The organism is Stenotrophomonas ginsengisoli (genome assembly GCF_001431485.1).
Lineage (GTDB): Bacteria > Pseudomonadota > Gammaproteobacteria > Xanthomonadales > Xanthomonadaceae > Stenotrophomonas > Stenotrophomonas ginsengisoli.
The window spans coordinates 72,440-88,608 of sequence record NZ_LDJM01000011.1; the positions used below are offsets into that span (position 1 = coordinate 72,440).

Annotated in this window: 16 protein-coding genes and 1 CRISPR repeat array (1 of these 17 cut by a window edge); of the genes, 13 read left to right on the plus strand and 3 right to left on the minus strand. The window is 63.9% G+C overall.

Translation table 11 applies throughout. The annotated features are described in order from the left end of the window. Nucleotides 1-5 precede the first annotated feature (5 nt). Nucleotides 6-1,832 (plus strand): dihydrolipoyl dehydrogenase, encoded by a 1,827-nt coding sequence (gene lpdA / locus ABB30_RS04385; RefSeq protein ID WP_057637096.1) that lies wholly within the window; start codon nucleotides 6-8, stop codon nucleotides 1,830-1,832. A gap of 72 nt (nucleotides 1,833-1,904) precedes the next feature. Here the strand turns inward: lpdA and ABB30_RS04390 are convergent, their stop codons facing one another. Beyond that, a complete protein-coding gene (locus ABB30_RS04390; RefSeq protein WP_057637097.1) occupies nucleotides 1,905-2,117 on the minus strand; it encodes a DUF2061 domain-containing protein in 213 nt (70 codons plus the stop codon). A 120-nt stretch (nucleotides 2,118-2,237) separates the two neighbouring features. Further along, nucleotides 2,238-3,047 carry a hypothetical protein gene (locus ABB30_RS04395; RefSeq protein WP_152980568.1) on the minus strand — a complete coding sequence of 270 codons (810 nt, stop codon included), beginning with the start codon at nucleotides 3,045-3,047 and terminating at the stop codon, nucleotides 2,238-2,240. Nucleotides 3,048-3,338: 291 nt separating this feature from the next. On the opposite strand from ABB30_RS04395, the gene ABB30_RS04400 reads away from it, so the two are divergent. From ABB30_RS04400 to ABB30_RS04445, 10 genes are all read left to right on the plus strand, one after another. Beyond that, nucleotides 3,339-3,704 carry a hypothetical protein gene (locus tag ABB30_RS04400; protein ID WP_083489683.1) on the plus strand — a complete coding sequence of 122 codons (366 nt, stop codon included), beginning with the start codon at nucleotides 3,339-3,341 and terminating at the stop codon, nucleotides 3,702-3,704. Between the two features lie 26 nt (nucleotides 3,705-3,730). After that, on the plus strand, nucleotides 3,731-4,528 hold the full coding sequence (gene atpB, locus ABB30_RS04405; RefSeq protein WP_057637098.1) for a F0F1 ATP synthase subunit A: 798 nt from the start codon (nucleotides 3,731-3,733) through the stop codon (nucleotides 4,526-4,528). A gap of 75 nt (nucleotides 4,529-4,603) precedes the next feature. Next, complete coding sequence (atpE, locus tag ABB30_RS04410) at nucleotides 4,604-4,906, plus strand: F0F1 ATP synthase subunit C (protein WP_057637099.1); 303 nt, start codon at nucleotides 4,604-4,606, stop codon at nucleotides 4,904-4,906. 117 nt (nucleotides 4,907-5,023) lie between these two features. Further along, nucleotides 5,024-5,494 (plus strand): F0F1 ATP synthase subunit B, encoded by a 471-nt coding sequence (locus tag ABB30_RS04415; protein ID WP_057637100.1) that lies wholly within the window; start codon nucleotides 5,024-5,026, stop codon nucleotides 5,492-5,494. Nucleotides 5,495-5,497: 3 nt separating this feature from the next. Continuing rightward, nucleotides 5,498-6,025 (plus strand): F0F1 ATP synthase subunit delta, encoded by a 528-nt coding sequence (locus tag ABB30_RS04420; protein ID WP_057637101.1) that lies wholly within the window; start codon nucleotides 5,498-5,500, stop codon nucleotides 6,023-6,025. Between the two features lie 45 nt (nucleotides 6,026-6,070). Then, complete coding sequence (atpA, locus tag ABB30_RS04425) at nucleotides 6,071-7,618, plus strand: F0F1 ATP synthase subunit alpha (protein ID WP_057637102.1); 1,548 nt, start codon at nucleotides 6,071-6,073, stop codon at nucleotides 7,616-7,618. Between the two features lie 73 nt (nucleotides 7,619-7,691). Continuing rightward, nucleotides 7,692-8,555 carry a F0F1 ATP synthase subunit gamma gene (gene atpG / locus ABB30_RS04430; RefSeq protein WP_057637103.1) on the plus strand — a complete coding sequence of 288 codons (864 nt, stop codon included), beginning with the start codon at nucleotides 7,692-7,694 and terminating at the stop codon, nucleotides 8,553-8,555. A 43-nt stretch (nucleotides 8,556-8,598) separates the two neighbouring features. Next, nucleotides 8,599-10,005, plus strand: a complete 1,407-nt coding sequence (gene atpD, locus ABB30_RS04435; RefSeq protein ID WP_057637104.1) for a F0F1 ATP synthase subunit beta — start codon at nucleotides 8,599-8,601, stop codon at nucleotides 10,003-10,005. An 83-nt stretch (nucleotides 10,006-10,088) separates the two neighbouring features. Further along, on the plus strand, nucleotides 10,089-10,511 hold the full coding sequence (locus ABB30_RS04440; RefSeq protein ID WP_057637105.1) for a F0F1 ATP synthase subunit epsilon: 423 nt from the start codon (nucleotides 10,089-10,091) through the stop codon (nucleotides 10,509-10,511). Between the two features lie 276 nt (nucleotides 10,512-10,787). Continuing rightward, nucleotides 10,788-11,972 carry an MFS transporter gene (locus ABB30_RS04445; RefSeq protein ID WP_057637106.1) on the plus strand — a complete coding sequence of 395 codons (1,185 nt, stop codon included), beginning with the start codon at nucleotides 10,788-10,790 and terminating at the stop codon, nucleotides 11,970-11,972. A gap of 9 nt (nucleotides 11,973-11,981) precedes the next feature. Here the strand turns inward: ABB30_RS04445 and ABB30_RS04450 are convergent, their stop codons facing one another. Continuing rightward, nucleotides 11,982-12,383, minus strand: coding sequence for a GtrA family protein (locus ABB30_RS04450; protein WP_057637107.1), 402 nt, complete (start codon nucleotides 12,381-12,383; stop codon nucleotides 11,982-11,984). Nucleotides 12,384-12,461: 78 nt separating this feature from the next. On the opposite strand from ABB30_RS04450, the gene glmU reads away from it, so the two are divergent. Beyond that, entirely contained in the window at nucleotides 12,462-13,829 is a 1,368-nt protein-coding gene (glmU, locus tag ABB30_RS04455) for a bifunctional UDP-N-acetylglucosamine diphosphorylase/glucosamine-1-phosphate N-acetyltransferase GlmU (protein WP_057637108.1), read from the plus strand. Nucleotides 13,830-14,030: 201 nt separating this feature from the next. Next, the gene (glmS, locus tag ABB30_RS04460; RefSeq protein ID WP_057637109.1) at nucleotides 14,031-15,863 is read left to right on the plus strand and encodes a glutamine--fructose-6-phosphate transaminase (isomerizing); all 1,833 of its coding nucleotides are present in this window, start codon (nucleotides 14,031-14,033) and stop codon (nucleotides 15,861-15,863) included. Nucleotides 15,864-15,992: 129 nt separating this feature from the next. After that, nucleotides 15,993-16,169: a CRISPR direct-repeat array (repeat unit 32 nt; unit sequence GTTTCAATCCACGCGCCCGCGTGGGGCGCGAC) (it continues 5,365 nt past the right edge of the window).

A 16,169-nucleotide genomic window follows, 5' to 3' on the forward strand; every position in this document is an offset into this window, starting at 1 on the left:
AAGGCATGGCAACTGTTGAAATCAAGGTCCCGGACATCGGTGACTACAACGACGTTCCGGTGATCGAGATCCTGGTCGCGGTGGGTGACACCGTGGCCAAGGACCAGGGCCTGGTGACCCTGGAATCGGACAAGGCCACCCTGGAGGTGCCGTCTTCGGCGGCCGGCGTGGTCAAGGCCCTGCGGGTCAAGCTCGGCGACAGCCTGAGCCAGGGCGACGTGGTGCTGGAACTGGAAGCCGCTGAGAGCGCCGATGCTGCTCCGGCTCCGGCTCCGGCTCCGGCTCCGGCTCCGGCTCCGGCTCCGGCTCCGGCTCCGGCCAGCAAGCCGCCGGTGACGCCGTCACACCGCGCCCCGGACCCGGCCGTGGCGGCCAAGGCCTTGCCGCCCAGCGGGCGCCAGGCCGACATCAGCTGCCGCATGGTGGTGCTGGGCGCCGGCCCGGGTGGTTACACCGCCGCCTTTCGTTCGGCCGACTTGGGGATGGATACGGTGCTGGTGGAGCGCTATGACAGCCTGGGCGGCGTCTGCCTCAATGTCGGCTGCATTCCGTCCAAGGCCCTGCTGCATGCGGCCGAGATCATCGACCACGCCGCCCATGCCAGCGAGCTGGGCATCGATTACGGCGCACCGACGATCAACATCGACACCCTGCGTGGCTACAAGCAGAAGGTCGTCGGCCAGTTGACCAAGGGTCTGGCCGGCATGGCCAAGCAGCGCAAGGTGCGCACCGTGCATGGCGTGGCCCGCTTTGCTTCGGCCAACGAGCTGGAAATCACCGCTGCCGATGGCAGCAGCCAGCTGCTGCGTTTCGAGCAGTGCATCATCGCCGCCGGTTCGCAGGCGGTGAAGCTGCCCAACTTCCCGTGGGACGACAAGCGGGTGATGGATTCCACCGATGCGTTGGAGCTGGCCGAGGTGCCGGGTTCGCTGCTGGTGGTGGGCGGCGGCATCATCGGCCTGGAGATGGCCACCGTGTACAGCGCCCTGGGCGCCAAGGTGACCGTGGTCGAGTTCATGGACCAGCTGATGCCGGGCGCCGACAAGGACCTGGTCAAGCCGCTGGCCGACCGTCTGGCCAAGCAGGGCATCACCGTGCACCTGAAGACCAAGGCGGCCGGCGTCAGTGCCGATGCCAAGGGCATCACGGTGAGCTTCGAGGCCGCCAATGAAGGTGAGCAGCCGGCCATGGCCAGCGGCACCTTCGACCGCGTGCTGGTCGCCGTGGGCCGCTCGGCCAACGGCAGCAAGATTGCCGCCGACAAGGCCGGGGTCAACGTCACCGAGCGTGGCTTCATCCCGGTGGACCGGCAGATGCGCACCAATGTGCCGCACATCTTTGCCATCGGTGACATCGTCGGCAACCCGATGCTGGCCCACAAGGCCACCCACGAGGGCAAGCTGGCCGCCGAAGTGGCCTTTGGCGAGAAGAAGGAATGGGTGGCACGGGTGATCCCGTCGGTGGCCTACACCAACCCGGAAATCGCCTGGGTCGGCGTCACCGAGACCGAGGCCAAGGCCAAGGGCTTGAAGGTGGGCGTGGCCAAGTTCCCGTGGGCGGCCAGTGGTCGTGCCATTGGCATCGGCCGCACCGAAGGCTTCACCAAGCTGATCTTCGATGAGCAGACCGAGCGGGTGATCGGTGGCGCCATCGTCGGCCCGCATGCCGGCGAGCTGCTGGCCGAGATTGGCCTGGCCATCGAGATGGGCGCCGAAGCCGGCGACATCGGCCACACCATCCACGCCCACCCGACCCTGAGTGAGTCGGTGGCGATGGCCGCGGAAATCTTCGAAGGCACGATCACCGATCTGTACCTGCCCAAGAAGAAGTAAGCAAAAAAGCCCGGCAATGCCGGGCTTTTTTTTGCTCTCGACCCCGATCGGGGCTGCCTGATCGAAGGGGCATCAGCAGATGATGGAGCTGCGACGCGCCGCAGTTTCATCCGGGCCGGCCTGGCGGCGCTGCCAGAATTTTTCGTGGAAGTAGAACACCACGGTGTTGCACAGGGGCTCGACCAGGGCCAGGGCGCCGCCGATGCGCCAGTCACCACTCAGGGCCCACCCGACCACGAAGGCGACGGTGAAGTGCAGGCAGGCAAAGCTGAGGGTCTTGCGCATGGGATCAAGGCAGTGAAAGCGGAAAGGGCTACTCTGCGCCGATCGGTGTTTTCAATCCAATCGAAAATGAACCGGTCAATCAATAGTTTTTGACTATCAATTGGCCGGGTAGGGCGGTTGTCAGAAGGCCAGGGTGATACCGGCCACCGGGCCCTTGAACTCCTGCTTCAGGCCGATCACGCCATCGCTGCCGGACTGGTCCACATCCAGGCGGAACCAGTCATAGCCGGCGAACAGGCCGAAATTGTCGGTGAAGCGGTACTCCACGATCGCGTTGGCGCGCGACAGGTCACCGTCGTAATCGTCGAAGTTGCCCCAGCGCGTGTTGAGGTACTGGCCCTGCAGGTTGACCAGCCAGCGTTCGCCGGGCTGGAAGGTCAGGCGGGCGCCAACCACCGGGGCGATGCCGTCGGCCTGCTCGTCGAGGAAGCGGCCGCTGTACAGCTCGCCGATGTCGGCATAGCCATCGGCGCTGACCTTGGCATATTCGGCGCCAAGCTGCAGGCCCAGCTCGAAACGCTCGCTGTCGATCACGGCATAGTCGTAGACCAGGCTGGCGACCTGGTATTTGAGCTCGGCCTTGACGAAGCTGCCGGCCGGCACCACCACATCGTCAAAGCTCACCGTCTCATCCAGGGTCTCACGGCGGTCCTTGCCATAACGGAAGTAATCAAAGATCAGGCGTTGCCGGTCACTGATGCGGAACACGCCGTCCACGCGCGGCTCCCATTGTTTGCCGCCGAGGCTGAAATCCTCGTTGAAGGACAGCGGCCGGCCATCGACCACGGTACTGCCACGCAGGGTATTGTCGGCATCCAGGTTGATTGCGCCCAGGCGCAGGGTGAAGCGGTCATCCTCGTCGGCGGCCTGGACGGTACCGGTGGCGGCCAGCAGGGCCAGGGCAATCAGGTTCAGCGGGGTAGTGCGCATCGATGCTTCCTGTCTATCGAACAGGTGGTCTACCTTGTGGCAGCAAAGGCGCAGGCAATGTGAAGGCAGGGCGCGCAAACAGGCCCCGGACAGGCTTAATTTGCCTGATTTTTGCCCTATCTTGTCTAGCTTTATTGGCAAAAACTCTTTTTATTCAAGTGCTTGCCTGTATTTGGTGGTGCATACGTGGCGGTTGTCTGACAAAATGCCGACTTGCTATACTCTCGCGGCTCGACGGGTAGGGCGTTGCTTCCTACCTGGCCCCCTCCCTTGATACCTGGCTGGATTGACATGCTGAACTCCGTTGATGCGGGTCGGCGGCTGATGTTGCGTGCGGCGGTTTACCCGCTGGCTGCAATTGTTGCTCTGGCCTTGATATTCCTGCTGATCAGCAAGCTCCACGCCGTTGCGGTGTTGGCTTCCGGTCTGGCAGTGGTGGCCGGGGGCTGGCTTGCCGCACGTATCGCCCTGAACGGCGGTGCGCAGGCTGCAGCCTCGGCTGTAGGCCGGCTGGTGGCGGCCATGGCGTTGAAATGGGTTCTGGTGATCGGCGTTCTGGCCATTGGCATCATCCAGTTCCGTTTTCCCCCGATGGCGCTGCTGGCTGGCATTGCTGTCGGGATGATGTTCCAGGTTCTGGCTCTGGCCAGACGTTGATCGCACACTAATAAGGTTCCGGACACATGGCGGGCGAGGCTCTAACTCCAACCACGTACATCCAGCATCACTTGCAGAATCTGACCGCTCCGGTCGGTGAGGGCGGTGGTTTCTGGACGCTGCACGTTGATACCTTCCTGACCGCCGTGGTCATGGGCTTGATCATGGTGTTTGCCTTCTGGATGGCAACCCGCAAGGCGACTGCCGGCGTGCCGGGCAAGTGGCAGGCATTTGTTGAAATCTGCCTGGAGTTTGTCGACAAGCAGGCCAAGGACACCTATCACGGCAAGAGCAAGCTGGTGACGCCGATCGCGATCACCATCTTCTTCTGGATCCTGCTGATGAACCTGCTGAAGATGATTCCGGCAGACTTCTTCGCCATTCCGCTGGGCTGGGTCGGCGTCCATTACTGGAAGCCGGTGCCGACCGCCGACGTCAATGCCACCCTGGGCATGTCGATCAGCGTGTTCTTCCTGATGATTTTCTTCGCCCTCAAGTCCAAGGGCATCGGCGGTCTGGTCCATGAGTTCCTGACTGCCCCGTTCGGCAAGTGGATGCTGCCGTTCAACCTGATTTTGAACATCGTCGAATGGCTGTCCAAGCCGGTTTCGTTGGCGATGCGACTGTTCGGCAACATGTTCGGCGGCGAAATCGTCTTCCTGCTGATCTGGGTGCTGGGCGGTGCTGGTCTGTTCGGCGCCATCGCCGGCGGTGCATTCGGCCTTGGCTGGATGCTGTTCCACCTGCTGGTGATCCCGTTGCAGGCTTTCATTTTCATGATGCTGACCATCGTGTATCTGAGCCTGTCCGAAGACAGCCACTAACGTTTCACCGCTGCAATCAGTTTCACCTTCATCCGTTTCATCATCCTTTAGTTAATTAAGTTCCTGGAGAAAACCATGTACTTCGCCGTCCTGACCAATCTCGCCCAGATTCAGAGCTCCACCGCCCTTGCCGTTGGCATCATGATCGGCCTGGCCGCGCTGGGCGCCGGTCTGGGTCTGGCCATCATGGCTGGTAAGTTCCTGGAGTCGGCCGCTCGCCAGCCGGAACTGATCCCGGTCCTGCAGGTCCGCATGTTCATCACCGCCGGCCTGATCGACGCCGCGTTCATTATCTCGGTCGCTGTCGGCCTGCTGCTGGCCTTCGCCAACCCGCTGTCCGCTGCCCTGCTGGCCGAAGCCGCCAAGCTGGCTGGCTGATAGCCGGTTGAAGTGAGACGGCCGGACGCCTGTTTACAGGTGTCCGGTCGCGGATGAAGGCCCGGACGCGCCGCTTTGCGCGGCGCGCCCACCTTGAACCAGCGATTGAGCGAACCCATGAATATCAATTTCACCCTGTTTGCACAGGCTCTGGCCTTCGCGGGCCTGATCTGGATCATCGCCACGATGATTTGGCCGCCGTTGTTGAATGCGATCGAAGAGCGTCAGCAGAAGATCGCTGAAGGCCTGGCCGCCGCCGACAACAGCCGCAAGGCGTTGGCTGATGCCGAAGACAAGGTCAATGAAGCACTGAAGGAAGCCCGCACCAAGGCCAACGAGATCATCGATCAGGCCAACGTGCGTGCCAACCAGATCATCGAGTCGGCCAAGAACGACGCCATTGCCGAAGCTACCCGTCAAAAGGAGCTGGCCCTGGCTGAAATCGACGCGTCCGCCAACCGTGCACGTGAAGCGCTGCGTACCCAGGTTTCGACCCTGGCCGTGGCCGGTGCCGAGAAGTTGCTGCGTAAGGAAATCGATGCCAACGCCCACAAGGCGCTGCTCGACGAACTGGCTTCGGAGATTTAAACGATGAGCCAGGCCCTCACGCTTGCCCGTCCGTACGCCCGCGCCGCGTTTGCGATCGCCCGTGAGGCAGGCTCCTTCGCGTCGTGGTCCGACGCGTTGGCCTTCTCCGCCCGAGTCGCCAATGACCCGGGCGTGGCCGCCCTGCTGGGCAACCCCAACCTGGGGCGTGCTGAAGCAGTTTCCCTGTTGATGCCCGATTCGGCTGCCGCCGAGTTCGGCCGCTTCCTGGAACTGCTGGCTGACGCCCGTCGCCTGTCGACCCTGCCGGAAATCTCCGGGCTGTTCGAAGCGCTGCGCGCTGAAGAAGAGAAGGTAGTCAAGGCGCGTGTGACCTCGGCTGCCGAACTGTCGGCCGACGAGATCGAAAAGCTTGCTGCCTCCCTGCGCAAGCGCTTCGGCCGCGAGGTCGAGATCACCACCGCAGTTGATGCGTCGTTGATCGGCGGTGCCGTCATCGATGCTGGCGAAGTGGTGATTGATGGCTCCCTGAAGGGCAAGCTGTCGCGCCTGCAGACTGCGCTCGCCCACTGAATTCATTTGAACGTCCGGCCTGATCGCCGGCACTAGGACTTGACGATGGCTACCACGCTCAACCCCTCCGAAATCAGCGAACTGATCAAGAACCGCATCGAGAAGGTCGCCCTGTCCGCAGAATCGCGCAACGAAGGCACCGTTACCTCGGTGTCCGACGGCATCGTGCGCATCTACGGCCTGGCTGACGTGATGCAGGGCGAAATGATCGAACTGCCGAACAACACCTTCGCACTGGCTCTGAACCTGGAGCGCGACTCGGTCGGCGCCGTGGTTTTGGGTGAGTACCAGCACCTGCGCGAAGGCGACGTGGCCAAGACCACCGGTCGCATCCTGGAAGTTCCGGTGGGTCCGGAAATGCTGGGTCGCGTCGTCAACGCCCTGGGCGAGCCGATCGACGGCAAGGGCCCGCTGGGCACCTCGCTGACCGCTCCTGTCGAGCGCGTTGCTCCGGGCGTGATCTGGCGCAAGTCGGTCGACCAGCCGGTGCAGACCGGTTACAAGTCGGTCGACTCCATGATTCCGATCGGCCGCGGCCAGCGCGAGCTGATCATCGGTGACCGTCAGACCGGCAAGACCGCGATGGCCATCGATGCGGTGATCAACCAGAAGAGCACCGGCATCAAGTGCGTGTACGTGGCGATCGGTCAGAAGGCTTCGACCATCTCCAACATCGTGCGCAAGCTGGAAGAAAACGGCGCCCTGGCCCACACCGTGGTGGTGGCTGCGACCGCTTCTGAATCGGCTGCCATGCAGTACATCAGCGCCTACGCCGGCTGCACCATGGGTGAGTACTTCATGGACCGCGGTCAGGACGCCCTGATCGTGTACGACGATCTGTCCAAGCAGGCTGTTGCCTACCGCCAGATCTCGCTGCTGCTCAAGCGCCCGCCGGGCCGTGAAGCCTACCCGGGTGACGTGTTCTACCTGCACTCCCGTCTGCTGGAACGTGCAGCCCGCGTCTCGGAAGAGTACGTGGAGAAGTTCACCAACGGTGAAGTGAAGGGCCAGACCGGCTCGCTGACCGCTTTGCCGATCATCGAAACCCAGGCCGGCGACGTCTCCGCCTTCGTTCCGACCAACGTGATCTCGATCACCGACGGCCAGATCTTCCTGGAAACCGACCTGTTCAACGCCGGCATCCGCCCGGCCGTGAACGCCGGTATCTCGGTGTCGCGCGTTGGTGGCTCGGCCCAGACCAAGATCATCAAGAAGCTGTCCGGCGGCATCCGTATCTCGCTGGCCCAGTACCGTGAGCTGGCTGCGTTCGCGCAGTTCGCCTCGGACCTGGACGAAGCGACCCGCAAGCAGCTGGAGCGCGGCCAGCGCGTCACCGAGCTGATGAAGCAGAAGCAGTACGCACCGATGTCCATCGCCGACCAGGCGCTGTCCATCTATGCTGTCAACGAAGGCTTCCTGGACGACGTGCCGGTGAGCAAGGTGCTGGCTTTCGAAGCCGGCCTGCACGCCCACTTCGCCAACACCCAGGGCGAGCTGGTCAGCAAGGTCAACGCCACCGGTGGCTGGAACGACGAGATCGAGGCTGCCTTCAAGAAGGGCATTGCCGAGTTCAAGACCACCGGCAGCTGGTAATCGCACCAGCACTTCCCGGAAGGGCTGGCCAGAGCTGGCCAGCCCCACACCCAGTTAGCAAAGCGAGCGACAAATGGCAGGCGGACGCGAAATCAAAACCAAGATCAAGAGTGTGCAGAACACCCGCAAGGTGACGCGCGCACTCGAAATGGTCTCGGCCTCCAAGATCCGCAAGGCGCAGGATCGGATGAAGACCTCGCGTCCGTACGCGCAGGCGATGAAGCAGGTTGTCGGTCACCTGGCCCAGGCCAGTACCGATTACCAGCATCCGTTCCTGGTGGAGCGTGAGCAGGTCAAGCGCGTGGGTTACATCGTGATCTCTTCCGATCGCGGTCTGGCCGGCGGCTTGAACAACAACCTGTTCCGCAAGACCGTTGCGGAAATGAAGGAATGGCAGGACAAGGGTGCCGAGATTGACGTGGTGACCATCGGTACGAAGGCGAGCGTCTTCTTCCGTCGTGTCAACGTCAACATGGCAGCCAGCGTGACCAACATCGGTGATCAGCCGAAGCTGGAAACGCTGATCGGCGTGATCAAGGTCATGCTCGACGCCTTCACCGAAGGCAAGGTCGACCGCGTGTACCTGGTCTACAACAACTTCGTCAACACGATGGTCCAGAAGGCCACCTTCGATCAGCTGCTGCCGTTGGCCGCTGCTGACACCAAGGTTGCCGAGCACGATTGGGACTACCTGTACGAACCCGATGCTGCGACCGTGCTGGAGCACGTGATCACGCGTTACATCGAGTCGTTGGTTTACCAGGCAGTGCTGGAAAACGTGGCCTCCGAGCATGCAGCACGCATGGTGGCGATGAAGTCAGCGAGCGACAACGCCAACAAGCTGATTGGCAGCCTGCAGCTGGTCTACAACAAGGCCCGTCAGGCAGCGATCACCCAGGAAATTTCCGAAATCGTCGGCGGCGCGGCTGCGGTTTAACCCGCCGCGCGCAGTCACACGCACACATTTAGAGGATGCAGCAATGAGTCAGGGCAAGATCGTTCAGATCATCGGCGCCGTCGTCGACGTCGAATTCCCGCGCAGCGACGTGCCGAAGGTGTACGACGCACTGAAGGTGGAAAACACCGCCATCACCCTGGAAGTTCAGCAGCAGCTGGGCGACGGCATCGTCCGCGCCATTGCGCTGGGCTCCACCGACGGCCTGAAGCGTGGCCTGGTTGCCGTGAACACCAACCGCGCCATCTCGGTGCCGGTCGGTCCGGGCACCCTGGGTCGCATCATGGACGTGCTGGGCAACCCGATCGACGAAGCCGGCCCGGTTGACCAGGCTGCTTCGTGGGAAATCCACCGCGCTGCCCCGTCGTACGAAGACCAGTCTTCGGCCAACGAACTGCTGGAAACCGGCATCAAGGTCATCGACCTGATGTGCCCGTTCGCCAAGGGCGGCAAGGTCGGCCTGTTCGGCGGCGCCGGCGTGGGCAAGACCGTCAACATGATGGAACTGATCAACAACATCGCCAAGGCACACTCGGGTCTGTCCGTGTTCGCCGGCGTGGGTGAGCGTACCCGTGAGGGCAACGACTTCTACCACGAAATGAAGGACTCCAACGTCCTTGACAAGGTGGCGATGGTGTACGGCCAGATGAACGAGCCGCCGGGCAACCGTCTGCGCGTTGCACTGACCGGCCTGACCATGGCCGAGTACTTCCGTGACGAGAAGGACGCCAACGGCAAGGGCAAGGACGTTCTGCTGTTCGTTGACAACATCTACCGCTACACCCTGGCCGGTACCGAAGTGTCCGCGCTGTTGGGCCGTATGCCGTCGGCCGTGGGTTACCAGCCGACCCTGGCCGAGGAAATGGGCGTTCTGCAGGAACGCATCACCTCGACCAAGACCGGTTCGATCACCTCGATCCAGGCCGTTTACGTGCCGGCCGATGACTTGACCGACCCGTCGCCGGCGACCACCTTCGCCCACCTGGACGCCACCGTCGTGCTGTCGCGCAACATCGCCTCGCTGGGTATCTACCCGGCCGTCGATCCGCTCGACTCGACCTCGCGCCAGCTGGATCCGCTGGTGATCGGCAACGAACACTACGACACCGCCCGCGGCGTCCAGGCCACCTTGCAGAAGTACAAGGAGCTGAAGGACATCATCGCCATCCTGGGCATGGACGAACTGTCCGAAGAAGACAAGCAGGCCGTGTCGCGCGCCCGCAAGATCGAGCGCTTCTTCTCCCAGCCGTTCCACGTGGCAGAAGTGTTCACCGGCTCGCCGGGCAAGTACGTCTCGCTGAAGGACACCATCCGTGGCTTCAAGGGCATCCTGGCCGGTGAGTACGATCACCTGCCGGAACAGGCCTTCTACATGGTCGGTGGCATCGAAGAAGCGGTCGAAAAGGCCAAGAAGATGGCTGAAAAGGCCTAAGAGCACCGTAGGGTGGGCGCAAGCCCACCCCCACGGGATCCTGCGGTGGGCGCAGGCCCACCCAATCAGGCGAAGAGAGTTTCATGAGCACGATCCGTTGCGACATCGTCAGTGCCGAGCAGGAAATCTTCAGTGGTCAGGCGACCCTGGTGGTGGCCACCGGCGAACTGGGCGAACTGGGCATCGCGCCCAAGCATGCCCCGCTGATCACCCGTCTGAAGCCGGGCAAGGTGGTGGTGACCACCGAATCCGGTGAACAGCTGGATTTCGCCATCTCCGGCGGCATTCTGGAAGTGCAGCCGCAGGTCGTGACCGTGCTGGCTGACACCGCCATCCGTGCCGGCGACATCGATGAAGCCGCTGTGCGCAAGGCCAAGGAAGAAGCCGAGCGCGTGCTGGCTGGCCGTGGCGAAGCCATGGACCTGGCCGAAGCACAGCAGAAGCTGGCCGAAGTCACTGCACAGCTGCAGGCGCTGGAGCGTCTGCGCCGCAACCTCAAGCACTGATCGTGCTGGCAGGTGGCTGACGAAAACGCCGGCGCAAGCCGGCGTTTTTTGTTGTTCCTTGTGCGGACTGCAGATTGTGCTGCGATTGCCCGCTGTCATGGTTGCCAGGGCCTGGGCCACTGTTGCCGCCATCGCTGGCGCGCTCGACACAAGGGCGGTACAGCCGCCATCGGCCACACTGTGACGCTGTCACGGCCTGCTGTCGGTTGGGCCTGCGCGTTGCCATGCAACCTGCTGCCCGCAGCCATGCGGCCGTTGTTTCCAAGGGATTGTTGAATGTCTTCCGAGCGTACTTCCTCCCAGCCACTGCCGTGGCTGGGCCTGCTGGCCATTGTGGTGATCGCGCTGAACCTGCGCCCGATCCTGGCGGCAACCGGTCCCTTGCTGGAGACCATCCAGGCCAGTACCGGGCTGAGCGACCAGCAAGCCGGCCTGATGACGACCCTGCCGATCTTCGTGATGGGCCTGTGCGCCCTGCTGGCCGGCCCGTTGCAGCGCTGGCTGGGTGGACGCTGGGGCATCAGCCTGGGTGCACTGGTGATCGCCGCGGCATGTGTGGGGCGCTGGCTGTGGCCCAGCGCCGGCAGCCTGATTGCCACCGCGGTACTGAGCGGGCTGGGCATCGCCCTGGTCCAGGCCTTGATGCCCAGCGTGATCAAGGACCAGTTCGGCAACCGCGCCGGCATGCTGATGGGCCTGTACTCGACCGGCATCATGGGCGGTGCCGCGTTTGCGGCGGCCTTGACTCCCAGTGTGGCCGAACACCTGGGTTGGTCGGCGGCACAGGCCCTGTGGGCGCTGCCGGCAATGGCTGCCGCACTGTTGTGGTGGTGGCAGTGCCAACCCCGCCAGGCAAGCGTCTCGGCTGTGGTGCACGCGGCTGACCCAGTGTCGGTCTGGCGCAGTGCCCGCGCCTGGTTGCTGATGTTGTTCTTCGGTATCGGTACCGGTGCCTACACCCTGGTGCTGGCCTGGTTGGCACCGTATTACATGCAGCTGGGCTGGAGCGCGACCCAGAGCGGGCTGCTGCTGGCCGGGATCAGTGTCGGCGAGGTCTGCGCCGGCCTGCTGGTATCGCTGTTCATTGGCCGTTTCCCGGACCGTCGCCCGCTGTTGTTGCTCGTCCTGGCCTTGATTGCGCTGGCCTTGCTGGGCCTGTTGCTGATGCCGCTGAGCGGGGTGGTGCCGATCACCGCGCTGCTCTCGTTGGGCATCGGTGCATTGTTCCCGCTGTCGCTGATCATCACCCTGGATCACGCCCGCTCGCCGCAGCATGCCGGCGCCCTGCTCGGTTTTGTCCAGGGCGGCGGCTACATGCTGTCCAGCGTGATGCCGTTGATTGCCGGCTTGCTGCGCAGCGGTGATGCCGGTCTGGAGCTGGCCTGGGCGATCATGATCGCCGGCTGCGTGGTGCTGGCGCTGATGGCCTGGCGCTTTCGCCCGCAGGCCGGGCAGGGCTGAGTGCCGGCTTCAGCGCGGATGATGGTCGCGGTAGATCCAGTGCCGCGCGGCAATGAAGCCGGCAGCGGCAAAGCCGATGTCCACCAGTGGCTTGCACAGCCAGCTGGCATGCAGGCCCAGGTAGTGGTCTATGCCCTCCAGCAGCAGCGCACTGAGGACCGTGGCCAGCAGCCAGAAGGTAATGAAGCGGCGCAGGCTGGTGCGGTGCAGGCGGTGTCCGCCCGCGCCGTGGGCAAAGGTGTAACGGCCATTGAGCGCGTAGCCGATGGCGGCGCCGCTGAGCCGCCCGGCCACCGTGGCCAGGCCGACCTGCAGCCCCAGGTGGCTGCTGCCGATCATCACCGCGGTATCGATCAGCCACTGCAGGGCACCGATGCCGGTATAGGCCAGCAGTTGGCGGGGAAGGTTCACTGTGTGCTCCGTACGTGCCCGCATGCGCTTGCGGGCAGGGGGTAGAATGGCTGCTTGCCAACCTGTCCGTAAAGTCCCATGAGCCCATCGTTGCACGTGATCATCCTCGCCGCCGGCGAGGGCAAGCGCATGAAGTCCTCGCTGCCCAAGGTGCTGCAGCCGGTGGCCGGGGTGCCGATGCTTGGCCATGCCATCACCGCAGCCCGCGGTCTGGCTCCGGCGGCGATCCATGTGGTGTATGGCCACGGTGGCGAGCAGGTGCGGGCGGCATTTGCCGGGCAGACTGATTTGCGCTGGAGCGAACAGAGAGAGCGTCTGGGGACTGGCCATGCGGTGGCCCAGGCCATGCCGCAGGTGCCTGATGATGCCCGTGTGCTGGTGCTGTATGGCGATGTGCCGCTGATCCGTACCCAGACCCTGCAGGCATTGTTGGCGGCCGATGGCACGCTGGCGGTGCTGGCCGCCGAGCTCAATGATCCGTCCGGTTACGGCCGCATCGTGCGCAGCGCCGAGGGCAAGGTGGCCGCCATCGTCGAGCAGAAGGATGCCGACGATGCACAGCGTCAGATCCGCACCGTCAACACCGGCATCATTGCGGCCGATGCCGCCGACCTGCGCCGCTGGCTGGGGGGCTTGTCCAACCGCAATGCCCAGGGCGAGTACTACCTGACCGACGTGTTCGCCGCCGCTGCCGCCGAATATGCGCCGGCCGAGCTGGTGCTGGTGGACGATGCCCAGGAAACCGAAGGCGCCAATGACCCGTGGCAGCTGAGCCAGCTCGAGCGCGCGTTCCAGCTGCGTGCGGTGCGCCAGCTGTGTGTGGATGGCGCGCGGGTGCTGGATCCGGCCCGTGTCGACATCCGTGGCACGGTGCGCGTGGGTCGTGACGTCCAGGTGGATGTCAACGTGGTGTTTGAAGGTGAGGTCGAGCTGGGTGATGGTGTCCAGGTCGGCCCGTTCTGCCGCCTCAAGGATGTACGCCTGGCCGCCGGCACCATCGTGCGTGCGCACTGCGACCTGGAAGGTGCGGTGACCGAAGGGGCGGTGCAGATCGGCCCGTTCGCCCGCCTGCGCCAGGGCACGGTGCTGGCCGATGGCGTGCATATCGGCAATTTCGTGGAAACCAAGAACACGGTGATGGGGCAGGGCAGCAAGGCCAACCACCTGACCTACCTGGGCGATGCCCGTATCGGCAGCAAGAGCAATATCGGCGCCGGCACCATCACCTGCAACTATGACGGGGTCAACAAGTCGATCACCCAGATCGGCGACAACGCCTTTGTCGGCTCCAATTCCTCGCTGGTGGCACCGGTGTGCATTGGCGACGGCGCCACCATCGGTGCCGGCTCGGTGATCTCCAGGCCGGCCGCCGAAGGCAAGCTGACGGTTGCGCGTGCGCGCCAGACCACCATTGACGGTTGGCAGCGCCCGCTCAAGAAATCCTGAGTTGTCTCCGGCGCACGGCGTGCTGCCGCCTGGGCGGCGGTGCGCCTGCGCGTATTGCGGGCTGACTGGCGGCTGTCTGCATGAGCCACGAGCCGTGGCCGGCTGGCCAGTACTGACCTGCACGGTTCGCTGGGCGCCGTACATCCAATTATCGCTGCGGCTGGCTAGAATGGTCGCTTCAGTAACTGGATGAACTTCCCTATGTGCGGAATTGTCGGTGCGATTGCCGGTCGCGATGTGGTCCCGGTCCTGGTCGAGGGCCTGAAGCGTCTGGAATACCGCGGCTATGACTCCTCGGGCATCGCAGTGCTCAATGGCGTGGAAGTGCGCCGTGTCCGTCGTATCGGCCGTGTGGCGGAAATGGAGGCCGCGGCCCTGGAGAAGGGTGTGGCCGGCCAGCTCGGCATCGGCCATACCCGTTGGGCCACCCACGGTGGAGTCACCGAGGCCAATGCCCACCCGCACATCAGCCAGGGCGTCAGCCTGGTCCACAACGGCATCATCGAAAACCACGAAGAGCAGCGCGAGCGCCTGCGTGGTCTGGGCTATGTGTTCGAGTCGCAGACCGACACCGAGGTCATCGCCCACCTGATCCACCACCACCTGTCCCATGGCAGTGCCGATGTGCTGGCCGCGCTGCAGGCGGCGGTCAAGGAGCTGACCGGTGCCTATGCGCTGGCAGTGATCAGTGCCGCCGAGCCGGAGCGTCTGGTCGTGGCCCGCATGGGCTGCCCGCTGCTGGTGGGTCTGGGCGAGGGCGAGAATTTCGTGGCCTCGGACGTGTCGGCCATCATCCAGGCCACCCGTCGGGTGATCTTCCTGGAAGAGGGCGATACCGCCGAACTGACCCGTGATGGGGTGCAGGTGTTTGGTGAGGACAATGCGCCGGTGCAACGCGAGCAGCACCTGTCCGATGTGTCGCTGGCCTCGCTGGAGCTGGGTCCTTACCGCCACTTCATGCAGAAGGAAATCCACGAGCAGCCGCGTGCCCTGGCCGACACCATCGATGCGGTGATCAATGCCGGCAGTTTCGATGCCAGCCTGTTTGGCGCCAACGCCGAGGCTGTGCTGAGCGGCATCACCGGGATCAAGATCCTGGCCTGCGGCACCAGCTACTACGCCGGCTCCACCGCCAAGTACTGGATCGAGTCCATTGCCGGCCTGCCGTGCGATGTGGAAATTGCCAGCGAGTACCGTTACCGCCAGGCCTTCGCTGACCCGCGTCATCTGGTGGTGACCATCTCCCAGTCCGGTGAAACCCTGGACACGATGGAGGCGCTCAAGTACGCCAAGTCGCTGGGCCACACCCACACCCTGTCCATCTGCAATGTGCAGGAAAGTGCTATCCCGCGCGCCAGCGAGTTGGTCTGCTACACCCGTGCCGGTGCCGAGATCGGCGTGGCCTCGACCAAGGCCTTCACCACCCAGCTGGCGGCCCTGTTCCAGCTCACCGTGGTGCTGGGCAAGCTGCATGGCAAGGTCAACGCCGAACAGGAAGTCGACTACCTGGAGCAGCTGCGCCAGCTGCCGGGCAGCGTGCAGCACGCGCTGAACCTGGAGCCGCAGATCGCCGCCTGGGCCGAGCGCTTTGCGACCAAGGCCAATGCCCTGTTCCTGGGCCGTGGCCTGCATTACCCGATCGCCCTGGAAGGTGCGCTCAAGCTCAAGGAAATCACCTACATCCACGCCGAGGCCTACCCGGCCGGCGAGCTCAAGCACGGCCCCCTGGCCCTGGTGGACGAGGCGATGCCGGTGGTGGTGATCGCTCCCAACGACAGCCTGCTGGAGAAGGTCAAATCCAACATGCAGGAAGTGCGTGCGCGTGGTGGCGAGCTGTTCGTGTTCGCCGACCAGGACAGCAATTTCAGCGCCTCCGAAGGCGTGCATGTGATCCGCACCCCGCGCAATGTCGGCGTGCTCAGCCCGATCGTGCACACCATTCCGGTGCAGATGCTGGCTTACCACGCGGCCCTGGCCCGTGGCACCGACGTGGACAAGCCGCGCAACCTGGCCAAGAGCGTGACGGTGGAATAAGCCCTCCCCCGTTTATGCGGTGCAACGCTGTAATCAACGACGCCGGCAAAGGCCGGCGTTGTTGTTTCTTGCGGCTGGCCGCGAGGCTCATGCCCAACGATTGGTGAGTTCCCTTACCCAGTGATAACGGTGTCAAGTTGCGCGCCCGCGTGGGGCGCGACTTAGCGCGTGAGCAGGCCGACCGCATCGCCATGCAGTTTCAATCCACGCGCCCGCGTGGGGCGCGACCGGTCGAGCAGTACAGCACCAGCACCCGGCAGAAGTTTCAATCCACGCGCCCGCGTGGGGCGCGACTGCGTGGGATTG